Below are 16,298 nucleotides of genomic sequence, written 5' to 3'. Positions count from 1 at the left end.
GGTCAGTCCGCCATGGCCGGCTGGGCCAGCAGGATGCGGCCGCCCTTGACCAGGACCGGCACAACCGGCGTGCAGCCCTTGCCGGCGTCAGCCCCGGTCGGATGACCGGTGGCCAGGTCGATGACCCAGCTGTGCAGCGGACAGGTCACGCCGTGGCCGTGGACGATGCCTTGGCTCAGCGGACCGTGCTTGTGCGGGCAGCGGTCGACCAGGGCGAAGACCTGGCCGTCGCCGGTGCGAAACACGGCGACGTCCCCTTGCGCCGTGGCCACCCGTCGCGCGCCGCGCTCGGGGATGTCGGTCACGGCGCCGACGTCGCGCCAATCTGGATCGATGTGAGCTTGCAGGGTCATTCGGCCGCCATCTCCAGGGGAAGGATCGCCATCGGCTTGAACTCGCCCGCCGCCACGCCGCCGGTGGCGCGCTCGGCCCACGGGTCGATCTGGGCGGTCTCCTGCGAGACCACGAAGCGGGCGAAGAGCGCCGCGCGGCTGTCCAGGTCGTCGACCGTGACGGTGCGGATCGTGTCGAGACCCACGCGGGCCATCCACTTGTAGATCCGCTCCAGGTACCAGCCGCCCTCGCGGTACATCTGCATGACCGCCGAGATGACCTGGATCGCCTCCTCCTCGGTCGGGACGCGGGTCAGCAGTTGCGTGCCCTGGATGTGCAGGCCGGCGGCGCCGCCGACATGGATCTCGTAGCCGCTGTCGACGCAGATCACGCCGATGTCCTTGCAGGTCGACTCCGCGCAGTTGCGGGGGCAGCCCGACACGGCCAGCTTGACCTTGGCCGGCGCCCACGAGCCCCACATGAACTTCTCGAGCTTGATCCCTAAGCCCGTGGAGTCCTGGGTGCCGAACCGGCACCAATCGCTGCCGACACAGGTCTTCACCGTGCGCAGGCCCTTGGCATAGGCGTGACCGCTGACCATGCCCGCCTTGTTCAGGTCGGCCCACACCGCCGGCAGGTCGTCCTTCTTAACGCCCAAGAGGTCGATGCGCTGACCGCCAGTCACCTTCACGGCCGGGATGTCGTACTTGTCGGCAACGTCGGCGATGGCCCGCAGCTCGTCGGGCGACGTCATGCCGCCCCACATGCGCGGCACGACCGAATAGGTGCCGTCCTTCTGGATATTGGCGTGGACCCGCTCGTTGATGTAGCGCGACTGGCTGTCGTCGGCGTACTCGCCCGGCCAGGCGCACAGCAGATAGTAGTTCAGGGCCGGACGGCACGAGGCGCAGCCGTCGGGCGTCGTCCATTCCATCGCCTGGAAGACGGCCGGCATCGACTTCAGGCCCTGCGCAACGATCGCCTCACGGACCTCGCCGTGCGGGTGAGAGGTGCACTTGCACATCGGCTTGGGACCGGTCTGGGCCTTGAAGCCGTCGCCCAGGGTCAGGCGGATGACCTGCTCGACCAACGGCGTGCACGAGCCGCACGAGGCCGAGGCCTTGGTCACCGCGCGGACGTCATCCAGCGTGGTCAGCCCCTGGGCCGTGATGGCGCCCGTGATCGCACCCTTGCAGACGCCGTTGCAGCCGCAGATCTCCTGCGTGTCGGGCATGGCCGCAACGGCAGCGCTAGGGTCCAGGCCAGACAGGCCCTCCGTGATCGCTTGCCCGAAGATCAGGGTCTCGCGGATCTCGGCCACGTCCGTGCCGGCCCGCATCAGGTCGAAGTACCAGCCGCCATCGGCCGCGTCGCCGAACAGCACCGCGCCGGCGACCTTGCCGTCCTCGATGACCACGCGCTTGTAGACGCCACGCGCGGCGTCACGGAACACGATGTCCTCGCAGCCGTCGCCCCCGGCGAATTTGCCCGCCGAGAAGACGTCGACGCCCGAGACCTTCAGGCGGGTCGACAGGACCGAACCCTGATAACCGCCCTCGCCGTCCGTCAGCTCCTCGGCCAAGGCCCGGCACATGTCCCAGATGGGCGCGACCAGGCCGTAGCAGTTGCCCCGGTGCTCGACGCACTCGCCGACCGAGAACACGGCCGGATCCGAGGTCCGCATAGCGTCGTCGACAACGATGCCGCGATTGACCTGCAGGCCCGAAGCCTTGGCCAGGGTCGCGTTCGGGCGGATGCCGACGGCCATGACCAGCAGGTCGCACGGCAGGACCCGGCCGTCCTTCAGTTTCAGGCCGGCGACCTTGCCGTCCTGGCCGACGATCTCCTCGGAGTGCGCGCCCAGCACCGTCTCAACGCCGCGTTCGGCCAGGGCCTCGCGCAGCAGGTAGCCAGCGCTTTCGTCCAGCTGGCGCTCCATCAGCACGTCCATCAGGTGGACGACGGTCGCGGCCATGCCGCGGCGGGCGAGGCCGTAGGCGGCTTCCAGGCCCAGCAGGCCGCCACCGATGACTACGGCGCGGGCGCCGGGCTTGCCGGAGACCTCGACCATGGCCTCGACGTCGTCCAGGTCGCGGAAGGTGACCACGCCCTTCAGGTCCGAACCCGGCAGCGGCAGGCGGAAGGGATCCGAGCCGGTGGCCAGGATCAGCTTGTCGTAGGCCACTTCAAGGCCGCCCTCGGCGACCACCTTGCGGCCGTCCAGGTCGACCGCCGTGACGGCGCGACCGGCATGCAGGGTGATGGCGTTGTCGCGGTACCAGGCCTCGTCGTTGATGACGATGTCGTCGAAGGTCTTCTCGCCCGCCAGAACCGGCGACAGCATGATGCGGTTGTAGTTCACCCGCGGCTCGGCGCCGAAGATGGTGACGTCGTAGCGGGCAGGATCGCGCTTGAGCACTTCCTCGACCGCCCGGCAGCCGGCCATGCCGTTGCCGATGACGACCAGACGTTGCTTGGTCATGGCTATCTCGTTGTTCAGAGGAAGGGGGATCAGACGCGGACGCTGGCGGCGTCGCCGTGCAGGGTCGGCCAGATAGCGCGCCAGCGGGCCTTGAGGCCGTACAGGGCGAAGAAGGCGAACAGCGCCAGCAGGGCGAAGCCGATGAAGCCGGACTGGTAGGAGCCGGTCATCTTCTTGGCCATGCCCAGGGTCGAGGCCAGGTAGAAGCCACCGATGCCGCCGGTCATGCCGATCAGGCCGGTCATGACGCCGATCTCCTTGCGAAACCGCTGCGGCGCCAGCTGGAACACCGCGCCATTGCCCGCGCCCAGGGCCAGCATCGAGAACATCAGCGCGGCCAGAGCGAACCAGGCGGTCGGCAGCTGGAAGCTGGCGGTGGCGAGGCCGAGAGCCGCCAGGACGTAGACGAAGCTCAGGGTGCGCACGCCGCCGAACTTGTCGGCCAGGGCTCCGCCCACCGGACGGATGAACGAGCCGGCGAAGACGCAGGCGGCGGTGAAGAAGCCGGCGATGACCGGATCCAGGCCGTACTCGCTGTTGAAGTACATGGTCAGGGACGAGGCCAGGCCGACGAAGCCGCCGAAGGTCACGCCGTAAAGCAGCATCAGCCACCAGGCGTCCGGAACTTTGAGGACGTCGAGATACTCCGACAGCTTCTTGGGCGCGGGCTGGTCGGGAGCGTCCTTGGCCAGCAGCATGTAGACGACGAAGGCGATGGCCAGCGGGACGGCGGCCAGGCCGATCACGGTCTGCCAGCCGAACGCCTTGGCCAGGGCCGGCGCGAACAGCGCGGCCAGAGCCGTGCCGGAATTGCCGGCGCCGGCGATGCCCAGGGCCAGGCCCTGGTGCTCGGCCGGATACCAGCGCGAGGCCAGCGGCAGGGCGACGGCGAACGAGGCCCCGGCCACACCCAGGATCACCCCCAGGGCCAACACCTGATGATAGTTGTGGATGCCGACCGCCCAGGCCAGCACCAGGCCCGTCAGCACGATCATCTGACCGATCATGCCGGTCTTCTTGGGACCGATGCGGTCGACCAGAACGCCGTTGACCAAGCGCAGCACCGCGCCGGCCAGGACCGGGATGGCGACCATCAGGCCCTTCTGCGCGGGATCCAGGTGGAAGTCCTTGGCGATGGCCACGCCTAGCGGGCCCAGGATGACCCAGACCATGAAGCTGAGGTCGAAGTACAGGAACGCTGCGAACAGGGTCGGCGTATGACCGGCCTTCAGGAAGTCGCGGGAGAGCATGACGGCCTCGGATGTTTGCGTGTCTGCGAGAGCGGAGCGTCTTCGCCCCGGGTGGCTGACCGCATCCGAGCGGTCCTCTGGCAGCCGCGAACGCCGTTGTTCGTTGGCCTGGAGCTATGAGAGACCCGCGATGGACCGGATGTCATCGCCTATGCCGCGCTGCGGCGCCGGCGAAGCACATGACGCACGATTGCTCAGCATTCGCGCACAAGCGGCGCCCAGGAAGCGTGCAGATCAGGCCGGAAGCGGGCTGGCGGGATCGGCCAGAGCCAGGGCTTCCACTAGGCCAAGCGACAGCGCCGCGTCGCGGTAGAGGTCGGGGCGATAGACCTGATCGACCAACACCTGCGAGTCGATCGCCGGGTCCAGCTGCCCCCAGCGAAGCATCTGCGCCAGGAACCACAGGCCATGCTCGCGGCGCGGCAAGCCCGCGGCGCCGCGGTGGAAAATGATCTCGCTTTCCAGGGCCCTCGCGACCGCGGCCGGCGGCGCGCCGACCCGATCTTCACGGGCCAGCAGGGCGATCAGCTCGTCGCGATTGGCGGGATCATCAGCCCAGGCAGCGCCTCGGATCACGGCTCGCAGACAGGCGAGCAGGTCGTCGGGGCGCCGTTCGGCGAAACTGGCGGTGACGCCCAGCACCTTGTCGGGGCCGCCCGGCCAGAACTGCGATGCGGTGATCAGCATCCGACCGACGCCCTCGGCTTCGGCGACGGCGTTCCAGGGCGCGCCGACACAGAAGCCGTCGACCTCGCCCGCCCGCATTCGCTCGACCATGCGCGGCGGCGGGATGACCACGATGCGCACGTCGCGGTCAGGATCGACCCCGCCCCGCGCCAGCCAGTCGCGCAGGAAAAAGTTGTGCATCGAGTGCGGGAAGACCACGGCGAAGGTCAGCAGCCCCCGCCCGCTGGCCCGGCGCGCCGCGACAAGCTCGGCCAAGGCGGCCGCGCCGCCGTCGGCGACCGCCCCGGCCAGCGCCGAGGAGACCGTGATGGCGCTGCCGTTCCGGTTCAAGGCCAGCGGCGCGAGAACCTCGCCCCCCGCCGCCAGGACCATCGGGGCCAGCATATGGGCGCCGTCCAGGGCGCCGACGGCGACTTTGTCGCGGATCGTCGCCCACGAGACTTCGCGCACCAGCTCGACGGCCAGCCCCTCTTCCTCGAAGAAGCCCAGCGCCTGGGCGGCGGCCAGCGGCGCGCAGTCGGTCAGGGGGATGAAGCCCAGCTTAAGCTCCGAAAGACCGCTCATGACGCATCGCCTTTCAGCACTCCGGCGAAAGCCAGGAGATCGGCGGCCACGGCGCCGATCGGCTTGCCCCGGTCCATGGCCAGCTTGCGCAGCAGGCGATAGGCGCCGTCCTCGTCCAGGCCGCGCTCCTTCATCAGGAGGCCCTTGGCCCGTTCGACGGTCTTGCGAGATTCCAGGTCGGCCTTGGCCTTGGCCAGGTCGCCGCGCAGCTGCTGCGTCAGGGCAAAGCGGCTCATGGCCACGTCCAGGATCGAACGTACGCGATTGGGCGCCAAGCCATCGACGACATAGGCCGCAACGCCGGCGCGCACGGCCTGTTCGGCCAAGCCCGGCTCCGAACGGTCGACGAACATGACGACCGGGCGCCCCTGGCCGGACTCCTTGAGACTGTCCAGCGTGTCGCGGTCCGGGCTCTCGGCGGCGATCACCACCACGTCGGGCGCGAAGGCCAGGACCTCGGCCTCGTCATAGACCGCCGAGCGGCGCACCTCGAGCGGCTGCACGCCTTCCAGCCCCTGGGCCACCAGGGCGGCGCGCGCGGTATCTGGATCTATGACGAGCACCCGCATCGGCTTGGTCCTAAGCGGCGGCGGCCGGCATGGGGGAACTTTCCCCCGCCACGAGGCCATGCGTCGAACTCTGCACAAGAAGCAGGCGGCGTCGGACATTCCTTGGGCGCCCAGGGTTGGCGGCGAGAACGTCCAAGACCGACAATCGACCTTGCGTTGTCATGTCCGAACGCGCCAGATCCCCGGCGCACAAGCGGAGTCCTTCGTTCATGACCCTGTACCTGCTCGCCCTTTTGATCGGCGTGATCGCCGGCCTTCGCGCCATGACCGCGCCGGCCGCAGTCGCCTGGGCTGCTCGCCTGGGCTGGCTGCCCCTGGTCGGATTTCCGCTGGCCTGGCTGGGCGGCTGGATCGCCGTGGGCGTGTTCAGCGTCCTGGCCCTGCTGGAACTGGTGGCCGACCAGCATCCCAAGACCCCCAGCCGCAAAGTTCCGCACCAGTTCGGCACGCGCATCCTGACCGGCGCCTTCAGCGGCGCGGCCCTGATGATGCCCAGCGGCCATTGGGTCCGCGGCGCGATCATCGGCGCGGTCGGTGCGGTGATCGGCACCCTGGGCGGCGCCGAAGTGCGTGGCCGCCTGGCCGCCAAGTTCGGCAAGGACGCCCCGGCCGCCCTCATCGAGGACGCCATCGCCGTCGGCGGCGCCCTGCTGATCGTGGCCCTGGCCCGATGAGCAGCCCGCGCGCGTTCGACGCCATCATCATCGGCGCGGGCCAGGCTGGTCCGTCCCTGGCCGGACGCCTGACCGCCGCCGGCCAGACCGTGGCGCTGATCGAGCGCAAGGACTTCGGCGGCACCTGCGTCAACACTGGCTGCATGCCGACCAAGACCCTAGTCGCCAGCGCCTATGCCGCCCACCTGAGCCGCCGCGCCGCCGATTACGGCGTCGTACTGGAAGGCCCGGTCGGCATCGACATGAGACGGGTCAAGGATCGCCAGCAGACCGTCGCCAAGAACGCGCGGGGCGGCGTCGAGAAGTGGCTGCGCGGCATGCCGGGGATCACGGTGATCCAGGGCCACGCGCGCTTCGAGAGCGCCGACACCGTCCGCGTCGGCGACGAGCTGCTGACCGCGCCCAAGATCTTCCTGAACGTCGGCGGCCGCGCCAACGTCCCGGACATGCCGGGCGTCGACGACATCACCTACCTGACTAATGTCGGCATGATGCAGCTGGATACGCTGCCCCAGCACCTGGTCATCGTCGGCGGCAGCTATATCGGGCTGGAGTTCGCCCAGATGTTCCGCCGCTTCGGCAGCCAGGTGACCGTGGTCGAGATGGGCCCGCGCCTGATCGGCCGCGAGGATCCCGAGGTCTCGGACGCGATCCGCGAGATCCTGGAGGCCGAGGGCGTCGCTTTCCGCCTGAACGCCGAGTGCATCAGCTTCGCCGCCCACGAGGACGGCGTCTGCGTCCATGTCACCTGCGAGGCCGGCGCGCCGCAGGTTACCGGCTCGCACGTGCTGCTGGCCGTGGGCCGCAAGCCCAACACCGACGACCTGGGCCTGGACAAGGCCGGGATCGCGACCGACAAGCGCGGCTACATCGTCGTTGACGACCAGCTGCGCACCAACGTCCCCGGCGTGTGGGCCATGGGCGATTGCAACGGCAAGGGCGCCTTCACCCACACGGCCTATAACGATTTCGAGATCATCGCCGCCAACCTGCTGGACGCTGATCCGCGCAAGGTCAGCGATCGCATCAGTTGCTACGGTCTGTTCGTCGATCCGCCGCTGGGCCGCGTGGGCATGACCGAGGCCGAGGCCCGCGCGACCGGCCGCATGCTGCTGATCGGCCAGCGCCCCATGACCCGCGTCGGCCGCGCCGTCGAGAAGGGCGAGACCCAAGGCTTCATGAAAGTGGTGGTCGACGCCGAGACGAAAGAGATCCTCGGCGCCGCCATCCTGGGCCTGAACGGCGACGAAGCCATCCACGGCATGATCGACCTGATGTACGCCAAGGCGCCTTACACGGTGATCTCGCGGGCGGTGCACATCCATCCGACGGTGTCCGAGCTGATCCCAACGATGCTGCAGGAGATGAAACCCGGTTAGGCGGCTCGGCGGGCGTATAGGAACTCGATCACCGCCGCCCGCGCATGGACGTAGGTCGGGTGCTCCGCCACGGCCAGACGATCACGCGGCCGGGCCAGCGCCACGTCCAGCACCTGGCCGACGCAGGCGCGCGGGCCGTTGGTCATCATCACGATGCGGTCCGACAGCAAGGTCGCCTCGTCCACGTCGTGGGTGATCATCAGCACCGTGTTGTTCAGCGCCGCGTGAATCTCCATGACGCTGTCCTGCAGGTGGGCGCGGGTCAAAGCGTCCAGGGCCCCGAACGGCTCGTCCAGCAGCAAAACCTTGGGCTCCATGGCCAACGCCCGGGCGATGCCGACCCGCTGCTTCATGCCGCCGGAGATCTCGGACGGTCGCTTGTCCAGAGCATGAGTCATCTTGACCAGCTCCAGATTGTGCAGCGTCCAGTCGCGGCGCTCGGCGGCGGACTTGGATCCGCCGAACACCTTGTCGACCGCCAGCGAGACGTTCTCGCGCACCGACAGCCACGGCAGCAGCGAGTGGTTCTGGAAGACGACGGCGCGGTCGGGGCCGGGCGCATTGACCTCCTGCCTGTCCAGGATCACCGCGCCGGTGGTGACGGGGGTGAGGCCCGCCACCACGTTCAGCAAGGTGGACTTGCCGCAGCCGGAGTGGCCGATGATCGAGACGAACTCGCCCCTCTCGACCTTGAGATCGACCCCGGTCAGCACTTCGGTGCGCGCCGCGCCCTTCTGGAAGGTGACGCCGACATTCTCGATGGAAAGATAGGCCTTGGCCATGGCGTGCGCTCCTAGCTGGCGGCGTTGCCGCGTGAGACGAAGTGGCCAACCAGGGCCACCAGGCGATCGAGGAAGAAGCCCGTCATGCCGACCCAGGCCAGGGCCACGATGATGTCGGCGATGCGCGAGGCGTTGTACTGGTCCCAGATGAAGAAGCCGATGCCGACGCCGCCCAGCAGCATTTCCGAGGCGACGATGGCCAGCCAGCTCATGCCGATGCCGATCCGCAGGCCCGTGAAGATGTAGGGCGTCGTCGCCGGCAGCAGGATCTTGAAGAAGTACTCGACCGGCGACAGACGCAGCACCTTGGCGACATTGACGTAGTCGCTGGGAATGTTTCGCACGCCGACGGCGGTGTTGATGATGATTGGCCAGATCGCGGTGATGAAGATCACGAACAGGGCCGAAGGCTGGGCCTGGTGGAAGGCGGCTAGCGAGATCGGCAACCAGGCCAGGGGCGGCACGGTGCGCAGGACCTGGAAGATCGGATCCAGCCCCCGGTGCGCCCACCGGTTGGAGCCGACGAAGACGCCCAGCAGGATCCCGAACACCGCCGAGATCGAGAAGCCGATGCCGACGCGCTTGAGACTGGTGAACACGTGCCAGGCCAGGCCCTTGTCGACCCCTCCATTGTCGTAGAACGGGTGCAGGATCAGGTCCTTGGACTCCAGCCACACCTGCTTGGGCGATGGCAGGCCGGCATAGGAGTCGCCGATGATCGCCTGCCACAGCGCCAGAGCGACCAGCAGGGTCAGCACCGGCGGGACCAGGACGCCCGCGGCGGTCTTGGCGCGGCGGCCCAGCTCCGGCAGCAGCGGCGGCTTCGACGGCGCCGGCGCTTTCAGGATCGCGACCGGCGTCGCGGGCGTGAACGAAGGCTTGGGAAAGGTCATGGCGCGCCCTCCCCTCAGACCAGCTTCTTGATCGGCTGGCTGGCCAGGTAGGCGCCCGGATTGGCCGGGTCGAACACCTTGCCGTCGAAGAAGCGCTCGACACCGCGGCTGTCGCTGGCGGGTCCGGCGTGGCCGATGGTCTTGGCCGCCGCGCGCCAGATGTCGGCGCGATTGACCTTGTCGACCAGGGCCTTGGTGTTGGTCTTCTGCGGCAGCACGCCCCAGCGGATGTCTTCGGTCAGGAACCACAGGTCGTGGGACTTGAACGGGAAGCTGGCGTTGTCGGCCCAGAACTTCATCCGGTGCGGCGAGTTTTTCAGGCTGCGGCCGTCGCCATAGTCCACCGTCCCCTGCAGGCGCGGCAGGATATCGCCCATCGGCACGTTGATGTACTGGCGGCCCGAGACGATCGAGCACATGGCCGGCAGGTTCGAGGCCTTGTCGCACCACAGCTGCGCCTCCTGGACGGCGGCGGTGATCGCTTGGGCGGCGCGGGGATACTTGTCGACCCAGGCCGCGCGCATGCCCAGCGCCTTTTCCGGGTGGTTCATCCAGAGCTCGGACGTCAGGCAGGCGGTGTAGCCGACACGCTGATTGACCAGCTGGCCGTTCCAAGGTTCGCCCACGCAGAAGGCGTCCTGGGTGCCGGCCTTCATGTTGGCCACCATCTGCGGCGGCGGGATCACGATCGTGGCGACGTCTACGTCCGGATTGATCCCGCCGGCCGCCAGCCAGTAGCGGACCCACAGGTCGTGGGTGCCGCCCCGGAAGGTCATGGCCACCTTGGCGATATTGCCGGCCGCCTTCAGCTGCTGGAACTTGGCCTTCGCCCCGGCGCTGTTCAGCCCGACCTTCACGGCTTTCAGGTCGTTGCCGACCGAGATGCCCTGCCCGTTCGTGTTCAGACGGGCCAGGATGTACATCGGCGTCGGCACGCCGTTGGTCACCGCGCCGGTGGTCATCAGATAGGGCATCGGCGACAGGATGTGCGCGCCGTCGATGCCGCCGCGCTCCGAACCCAGCACCAGGTTGTCGCGAGTGGCGGCCCACGAGGCCTGCTTGACCACCTCGACATCAGGCAGGCCGTGTTTGGCGAACAGGCCACGCTCCTTGGCGATGATCAGCGGCGAGCTGTCGGTCAGGGCGATGAAGCCCAAGCGCGCCTTGGCGATCTCGGGTCCCGCGCCGGCGGCGTGGGCGCCGGCCGGGAACGCAGCCTTGGCGGCGGCGACCGTGGCGGCCGCGCCCATCAGGGCGTGGCGACGGGTCAGGCCGGACGAGGTTTTGTCGGTCTTGCTCATGGTCATGCGTCCTGAAGGGCTAGAATTTGTATTCAAGGGAGAGCCAGGTCTTGGTCCGCGAAGCCGGCGGCGTGGCCGTGCCCACAGGCACGGTCCTCTCGCGCTGGAAGTCGGCGTACTTGACCAGCAAGGTGAGCTTGGGCGTGATCGCGGCGGTAAACTGGACGTCCCACTCGTGGCCCAGGTCCGCGCCGGTCCTCTGGTCGTCGAAGTCGTGGTAGCGGACAATCAGATCGGTGTTGAAGAAGTAGGTCGCCTTGAAGCGCGGCTTGACATTCACGCCCAGGTTCCGGTCCTCGATCCCATCGACGAAGCTTTTGTTGCCGCCCGGCGAGACGAAGGCGTCCGACCAGCCGTTGAAGGCGTGGACCGTGGCCAGGGGTGTGGTGAAACCGCGCGTCCCGTCACCCTCCAGGCTCTCGTAGGCGATCCTGGCGGTGTAGATGTCGAAGGTCGCGGCCAGGTCGCCGCTGACATAGTCGAGGTCGAAGTTCGCCGTGTTGTGGCGATAGTCCGACTGCCTGGCGAAGGTGGCGTTATAAGCCAGCTGGTACAGGCCCAGCCACGCCTTGCCCGAGGCCTTGGCGCCCCTGGTGATTGACGAGTTCGCGGCCGAGTTACCGAAGTCCAGAGCGTAGACAAAGCCTTGCAGGCGCAGCGCCTCGGCCGGCGACCATGTGGCGTTGAATAGATGGCTGTCGCTGTCCCAGTCTCGCAGCTCGCCCAGGATACGGTTGATGTGGGTCACATAGGCGTAGGTCGCCTTGAACCGGCCCAGGGCCACGTCGGCGCGGACCGCGTCGAAGGTCTGCTCGTCCTGGCGCCAAGCAACACCGCCGACGAAGCGCTGGTCATCAATGTTGATACGCTGCCGGCCGGCCGTGACCTGCAAGGCCGCGCTGGGCGTCCAGGTCAGCTGGGCGCGGTTCAGCTCGGTCACGTCCGGATCGTTGATGATCGGATAGCGCGACTTGTCGGCTCCATTTAGCGGCGGGGTCGCGGCGCCTGGCACATTGACGGCGTAGTGCTCATTGCCGACCTGGCGGACATCCTCGAACTCGACCAGGCCCTTCAACCCGTTCCACTCGGCCGTCTCCCAGCCAAGACGGGTGCGGACCGTGAAGGCGTCACCTTTGTCCAGCAAGGTCGCGGTGTGGGTCTGGTCGACGGCCTCGTAGCGGCCGCGGACCTCGAAGATCAGCTTGCCGGCCCCGATCTGGTCGCTGATCGTCGGCGGCGGCGCGGGTGGCGGCGGCGGTTCGGGCGCCGGCTCCTCGATGGGCGCTGGCGTCGGATCCGGTGCGGCCTGCGCCAAGGCGGCCGTGCTCCAGGCAAGCGTGCTCAGTGCCGCACCGCAGTGCAGCATAAATCGTCCGGGTTTCATGCCTTCATCCCCTAAGGCCAAAACAAAAAAACGCCCGGCGAGACCACGCGCAGTGGTCTCTCCGGACGTCGTTGTCCAAGCTTGCCAGACGGCTACATCGCCGCCGGCGGCCCTTACAGGCCAACGGGAAACGCCGTTGTTTCCCGTGTCGTGATCAGGAGGCGGCCAACCCGTCCGGCCGGCAATCGCAAAACCGCGTTCTCGGTCCTCGCGCGCCCCGAAAGACGTCGTTTTGCACAGCAGCAAAGCAGGCCTGAACAGCTGCCTGCTCGCAATTGTCGCGTTTCAACCGTCCGACCCCGGCGAAACACCGAACTCCGGCGGCGCCAGATTTTCAGATTTTGGCCGCCCCGCCTTTAGACGAAATAGATCCTGTTACGGTTGCGATAGCCGACAGCGCCCCCAGATAGCTGCGCAGACGCCGACGGAGGGTCGGCGCCCGTTTTCTACGGATACCCTCATGACCAACCTGTTCGACCCGCTGCGCGTCGGCGACCTGAACCTCCCCAACCGCGTCGTCATGGCGCCGCTGACCCGCCTGCGGGCCGGTTCGACCAATACCCCCAACGCCCTGATGGCCGAATACTACGGCCAGCGCGCCTCGGCGGGCCTGCTGATCACCGAGGGCGTACCTGTCACCCCGCAAGGCATCGGCTATGCCGGCGTGCCCGGCATCTGGTCGAAGGATCAGGTCGAGGCCTGGAAACAAGTGACCAAGGCCGTGCATGACAAGGGCGGCCGCATCTTCATGCAGATCTGGCACGTCGGCCGGATCTCCGATCCCGAGCACCTGAACGGTGAGCTGCCGGTCGGCCCCAGCGCCATCGCCGCCAAGGGTCACGTCAGCCTGCTGCGCCCCGAGCGCCCCTATCCGACCCCGCGCGCCCTGACGACCGAGGAAGTCGCCGGCGTGGTCGAGGCCTTCCGCCAAGGCGCCCAGAACGCCAAGGACGCTGGCTTCGACGGCGTGCAGATCCACGGCGCCAATGGCTACCTGCTCGACCAGTTCCTGCAGGACGGCTCCAACCAGCGCACCGACCAATATGGCGGCCCGATCGAAAACCGCGCCCGTCTGCTGCTGGAAGTCACCGACGCCGTGGTCTCGGTGTTCGGCGCCGGCCGCGTCGGCGTGCACCTCGCGCCGCGCGCCGACAGTCACGGCATTAGCGACAGCGACCTGCCGGCCACCTTCGGCTACGTCGCCAAGGCCCTGGGCGAGCGCAAGATCGCCTTCATCTCAACCCGCGAGCATGAAGCCGCCGACAGCCTGGGTCCGGCGCTGAAGGCCGCCTTCGGGGGCGTCTTTTTCGCCAACGAGAAGTTCGACCTGGCCACCGCCAACGCCGCCATCGACGCCGGCAAGGCCGACGCGGTAATGTTCGGCAAGGCCTATATCGCCAACCCGGACCTGGTGGAGCGTCTGCAAAAGAACGCCCCGCTGAACGCGCCGGTCCCGGCGACCTTCTACGCCCCCGGCGCCGAAGGCTACACCGACTACCCCACGCTGGAGCAGGTGGCGGAAGTCGCCTAGCGCAGCCTCGACCGGGGCGTCGGGTCCAGGCGCAGAACCTGGGCCGGACGCTCCTGGGCGTCCATGAGATCGGGATCGGCCTCGAGCCAAGCACGATCCTCAGCTTTCGAGAACCACACGAGCACCTTCTCGTGCTGCCGCACCGGCAAGCGCGGGAAGGTGTTTTCGCTTGTTTCGGGTACGTAGACGCCCAGCGTCGAAGCGCCCGCAGCCGACGCACGCTCGGCGAACAGTTGGCCAAAGCCCTCGGCCGGATCCTTCCAGAGATAGAAGATGGTCGCCACGACCGGGCTCGCCGGCTCCGCCTCCCGACGCTCCGTATCGGCAAAGGCCAGCTCGGGCGTCAGGGGCTTCAGCAGCAGGACGTTGTCGTTGTCCAACAGCAGCGGATTGGCCTCGTCGCGGTGCGCCTGCCAGACCGGGCCGAAATAGAAGGCGTTCAGCCCCTGCTCGCGCGCCTGCATGTCCGCGAAGTCGCGGATCCAGGTGAAGCGGTCCGGGTCGTCCCGATCGCGGAACTGACCGACCAGGCGCATGCCCAATTCTTCCTGGCTCTCGACGAACCAGCGCTCGAAGACGTCGATCATCTGATCCCGGCGGCCGGGGACGATCTTGTACTGGCGGAGTTCGAGGACGCTGTTCATGAGCCTGCTTAGAGCAGGCCCATGACCCGATCCTGTCAGCAGGCCTCGATCAGTCCCTCGGCGACATAGGCCTGCGCCACCGCTTCGGCGACCTTGATGCCGTCCACGGCGGCCGAGAGGATGCCGCCGGCATAGCCCGCGCCCTCGCCGGCCGGGAACAGGCCTGCGGTGTTGAGGCTCTGGAAGTCCTTGCCGCGCGTGATGCGGATCGGCGAGGACGTACGCGTCTCGACACCGGTCAGGATGACGTCCGGATGGTCGTAGCCGGCGATCTGGCGGCCGAAGACCGGCAGCGCCTCGCGCATGGCCGCGATCACGAAGTCCGGCAGGCACGCCGACAGGTCCGTAAGGGTCACGCCTGGCTTGTAAGAGGGCTGCACTTCGCCGAACTCGGTCGACGGCTGGCCGGCCATGAAGTCGCCGACCTTCTGGCCCGGCGCCTTGTAGCTGGAGCCGCCCGCCACATAAGCCAGGCTCTCCCACTTGCGCTGAAACTCGATGCCGGCCAGCGGATGGCCGGGATAGTCGCGCTCAGGATCGATGCCGACCACGAAGCCGGAGTTGGCGTTCCGCTCATTGCGCGAATACTGGCTCATGCCGTTGGTCACGACGCGGCCCGGCTCGGACGTCGCCGCCACCACCGTGCCGCCCGGGCACATGCAGAAGCTATAGACCGTGCGGCCGTTGGCGCAGTGATGCGACAGGCTGTAGTCGGCCGCGCCCAGGTCCGGATGACCGGCGCAGTCGCCAAAGCGCGCCTTGTCCATCCACGACTGCGGATGCTCGATCCGCACGCCGATCGAGAACGGCTTGGCCTCGATGTGGACGCCGCGATCGTACAGCGTCTGGAAGGTGTCGCGAGCGCTGTGGCCCAGGGCCATGACCACATGGGAGGTCGGCACGTAGCCCTGTCCGGCGATGTGCAGGCCCTTCAGCCGGCGCGAACCATCGGCGGCGACCTCGATATCGAAGTCCTCGACCTTGTGCTGCCAGCGGTATTCGCCGCCTAGGCTCTCGATCAGCGCCCGCATCTGCTCGACCATGTGCACCAGGCGGAAGGTGCCGATGTGCGGGTGGGCCTCAGTCAGGATCTCTTCAGGCGCGCCGGCCGCGACGAACTCCTCCAGTACCTTGCGGCCCAGGAAGCGTGGATCCTTGATCTGGCTGTAGAGCTTGCCGTCCGAGAAGGTCCCCGCCCCGCCCTCGCCGAACTGGACGTTGGACTCCGGGTTCAGCTCGCTCTTGCGCCACAGGCCCCAGGTGTCCTTGGTCCGCTCGCGCACGATCTTGCCGCGATCGACGATGATCGGCTTCAAGCCCATCTGGGCCAGGATCAGGCCGGCGAACAGGCCGCAGGGGCCGGCGCCGATGACCACCGGACGCGGGCCGTCGAAGCCCTCCGGCGCCTTGGCCACGAAGCGGTAGTCGGTGTCAGGCCGGACGCGGACATGGTGGTCGCCCTTGAAGCGCTCCAGGACGGCGGCCTCGTCGCGCAGCTCCACGTCCACCGAATAGACCATCAGGATCGCCGCCTTGCGGCGCGCGTCATGGGCGCGGCGAGCGACGACGTGGCTCAGCAGATCGTCGGGCGCGATCCCGAGACGCTCGACAATGGCCGGCGCCATGGCCTCCGGCGCGTGGCCGAGCGGCAGCTTCAGTTCCGAAATACGCAGCATGGCGCGCGTCTTAGCCGGAACCGCGCCCGCGCGCCATCCGGGCGAGAGGTCGCGGTGTCGCCTTTACCTCCCGCGTAATCGCGCGACCTCACGCAAGCCGGCATCAAGAGCTGGCCTGGAGACGCCAGGCGCTTCCACAACGGAGACCC

14 protein-coding genes are annotated in these 16,298 nt (G+C 68.1%); 3 read left to right on the top strand and 11 right to left on the bottom strand.

The features are described 5' to 3' along the window. Positions 1–2: 2 nt before the first annotated feature. The 5 genes from nirD to J7528_RS11230 all read right to left on the bottom strand — a co-directional run bounded on the left by nirD (position 3) and on the right by J7528_RS11230 (position 5,885). Entirely contained in the window at positions 3–353 is a 351-nt protein-coding gene (nirD, locus tag J7528_RS11250; RefSeq protein ID WP_291874076.1) for a nitrite reductase small subunit NirD, read from the bottom strand. Beyond that, positions 350–2,815, bottom strand: a complete 2,466-nt coding sequence (nirB, locus tag J7528_RS11245; RefSeq protein ID WP_291874074.1) for a nitrite reductase large subunit NirB — start codon at positions 2,813–2,815, stop codon at positions 350–352. The genes nirD and nirB overlap by 4 nt, the downstream gene beginning before the upstream one ends. 29 nt (positions 2,816–2,844) lie before the next feature. Beyond that, positions 2,845–4,065 carry a nitrate/nitrite transporter gene (locus J7528_RS11240; protein ID WP_291874071.1) on the bottom strand — a complete coding sequence of 407 codons (1,221 nt, stop codon included), beginning with the start codon at positions 4,063–4,065 and terminating at the stop codon, positions 2,845–2,847. A gap of 234 nt (positions 4,066–4,299) precedes the next feature. Then, the gene (locus J7528_RS11235; protein ID WP_291874068.1) at positions 4,300–5,316 is read right to left on the bottom strand and encodes a CmpA/NrtA family ABC transporter substrate-binding protein; all 1,017 of its coding nucleotides are present in this window, start codon (positions 5,314–5,316) and stop codon (positions 4,300–4,302) included. Next, positions 5,313–5,885, bottom strand: coding sequence for an ANTAR domain-containing protein (locus tag J7528_RS11230; protein ID WP_291874066.1), 573 nt, complete (start codon positions 5,883–5,885; stop codon positions 5,313–5,315). The genes J7528_RS11235 and J7528_RS11230 overlap by 4 nt, the downstream gene beginning before the upstream one ends. A gap of 209 nt (positions 5,886–6,094) precedes the next feature. Here J7528_RS11230 and J7528_RS11225 point away from each other — a divergent pair, with 209 nt between their 5' ends. Together J7528_RS11225 and J7528_RS11220 are read left to right on the top strand one after the other, a co-directional pair. Continuing rightward, a complete protein-coding gene (locus J7528_RS11225; RefSeq protein WP_291874063.1) occupies positions 6,095–6,559 on the top strand; it encodes a DUF4126 family protein in 465 nt (154 codons plus the stop codon). Beyond that, a complete protein-coding gene (locus J7528_RS11220) occupies positions 6,556–7,938 on the top strand; it encodes an FAD-containing oxidoreductase (RefSeq protein ID WP_291874060.1) in 1,383 nt (460 codons plus the stop codon). Before J7528_RS11225 ends, J7528_RS11220 begins: the two co-directional genes overlap by 4 nt. On the opposite strand, the gene J7528_RS11215 is transcribed toward J7528_RS11220, so the two are convergent. Genes J7528_RS11215 through J7528_RS11200 form a run of 4 tightly spaced genes read right to left on the bottom strand, consistent with a single transcriptional unit; the run spans position 7,935 to position 12,298 of the window. Further along, entirely contained in the window at positions 7,935–8,720 is a 786-nt protein-coding gene (locus J7528_RS11215; RefSeq protein WP_291874057.1) for an ABC transporter ATP-binding protein, read from the bottom strand. The two genes, J7528_RS11220 and J7528_RS11215, sit on opposite strands and share 4 nt — an antisense overlap. A gap of 11 nt (positions 8,721–8,731) precedes the next feature. Next, complete coding sequence (gene ntrB / locus J7528_RS11210; RefSeq protein WP_291874055.1) at positions 8,732–9,613, bottom strand: nitrate ABC transporter permease; 882 nt, start codon at positions 9,611–9,613, stop codon at positions 8,732–8,734. Positions 9,614–9,627: 14 nt separating this feature from the next. Further along, a complete protein-coding gene (locus J7528_RS11205; protein WP_291874052.1) occupies positions 9,628–10,920 on the bottom strand; it encodes a CmpA/NrtA family ABC transporter substrate-binding protein in 1,293 nt (430 codons plus the stop codon). A gap of 13 nt (positions 10,921–10,933) precedes the next feature. Further along, complete coding sequence (locus J7528_RS11200) at positions 10,934–12,298, bottom strand: alginate export family protein (RefSeq protein WP_291874049.1); 1,365 nt, start codon at positions 12,296–12,298, stop codon at positions 10,934–10,936. Positions 12,299–12,758: 460 nt separating this feature from the next. On the opposite strand from J7528_RS11200, the gene J7528_RS11195 reads away from it, so the two are divergent. Continuing rightward, positions 12,759–13,829: an alkene reductase gene (locus tag J7528_RS11195; RefSeq protein ID WP_291874048.1), complete on the top strand. Its 1,071-nt coding sequence runs from the start codon at positions 12,759–12,761 to the stop codon at positions 13,827–13,829. Here J7528_RS11195 and J7528_RS11190 read toward each other — a convergent pair. Beyond that, entirely contained in the window at positions 13,826–14,473 is a 648-nt protein-coding gene (locus J7528_RS11190; protein ID WP_291874046.1) for an NIPSNAP family protein, read from the bottom strand. The two genes, J7528_RS11195 and J7528_RS11190, sit on opposite strands and share 4 nt — an antisense overlap. A gap of 35 nt (positions 14,474–14,508) precedes the next feature. Beyond that, complete coding sequence (locus J7528_RS11185; protein ID WP_291874044.1) at positions 14,509–16,149, bottom strand: NAD(P)/FAD-dependent oxidoreductase; 1,641 nt, start codon at positions 16,147–16,149, stop codon at positions 14,509–14,511. Positions 16,150–16,298 lie beyond the last annotated feature (149 nt).

Source organism: Caulobacter sp., from assembly GCF_017744445.1.
Lineage (GTDB): Bacteria > Pseudomonadota > Alphaproteobacteria > Caulobacterales > Caulobacteraceae > Caulobacter.
This window is presented reverse-complemented; position numbering and strand designations above follow the sequence as displayed.

What these genes read in the sequence shown, in the direction of transcription:
- J7528_RS11205 (WP_291874052.1), bottom strand. Translation starts at nt 10,920, where the DNA reads ATGACCATGAGCAAGACCGACAAAACCTCGTCCGGCCTGACCCGTCGC.
- J7528_RS11235 (WP_291874068.1), bottom strand. Translation starts at nt 5,316, where the DNA reads ATGAGCGGTCTTTCGGAGCTTAAGCTGGGCTTCATCCCCCTGACCGAC.
- J7528_RS11185 (WP_291874044.1), bottom strand. Translation starts at nt 16,149, where the DNA reads ATGCTGCGTATTTCGGAACTGAAGCTGCCGCTCGGCCACGCGCCGGAG.
- J7528_RS11240 (WP_291874071.1), bottom strand. Translation starts at nt 4,065, where the DNA reads ATGCTCTCCCGCGACTTCCTGAAGGCCGGTCATACGCCGACCCTGTTC.
- J7528_RS11190 (WP_291874046.1), bottom strand. Translation starts at nt 14,473, where the DNA reads ATGAACAGCGTCCTCGAACTCCGCCAGTACAAGATCGTCCCCGGCCGC.
- J7528_RS11200 (WP_291874049.1), bottom strand. Translation starts at nt 12,298, where the DNA reads ATGAAACCCGGACGATTTATGCTGCACTGCGGTGCGGCACTGAGCACG.
- J7528_RS11215 (WP_291874057.1), bottom strand. Translation starts at nt 8,720, where the DNA reads ATGGCCAAGGCCTATCTTTCCATCGAGAATGTCGGCGTCACCTTCCAG.
- ntrB (WP_291874055.1), bottom strand. Translation starts at nt 9,613, where the DNA reads ATGACCTTTCCCAAGCCTTCGTTCACGCCCGCGACGCCGGTCGCGATC.
- J7528_RS11220 (WP_291874060.1), top strand. Translation starts at nt 6,556, where the DNA reads ATGAGCAGCCCGCGCGCGTTCGACGCCATCATCATCGGCGCGGGCCAG.
- J7528_RS11230 (WP_291874066.1), bottom strand. Translation starts at nt 5,885, where the DNA reads ATGCGGGTGCTCGTCATAGATCCAGATACCGCGCGCGCCGCCCTGGTG.
- J7528_RS11195 (WP_291874048.1), top strand. Translation starts at nt 12,759, where the DNA reads ATGACCAACCTGTTCGACCCGCTGCGCGTCGGCGACCTGAACCTCCCC.
- J7528_RS11225 (WP_291874063.1), top strand. Translation starts at nt 6,095, where the DNA reads ATGACCCTGTACCTGCTCGCCCTTTTGATCGGCGTGATCGCCGGCCTT.
- nirD (WP_291874076.1), bottom strand. Translation starts at nt 353, where the DNA reads ATGACCCTGCAAGCTCACATCGATCCAGATTGGCGCGACGTCGGCGCC.
- nirB (WP_291874074.1), bottom strand. Translation starts at nt 2,815, where the DNA reads ATGACCAAGCAACGTCTGGTCGTCATCGGCAACGGCATGGCCGGCTGC.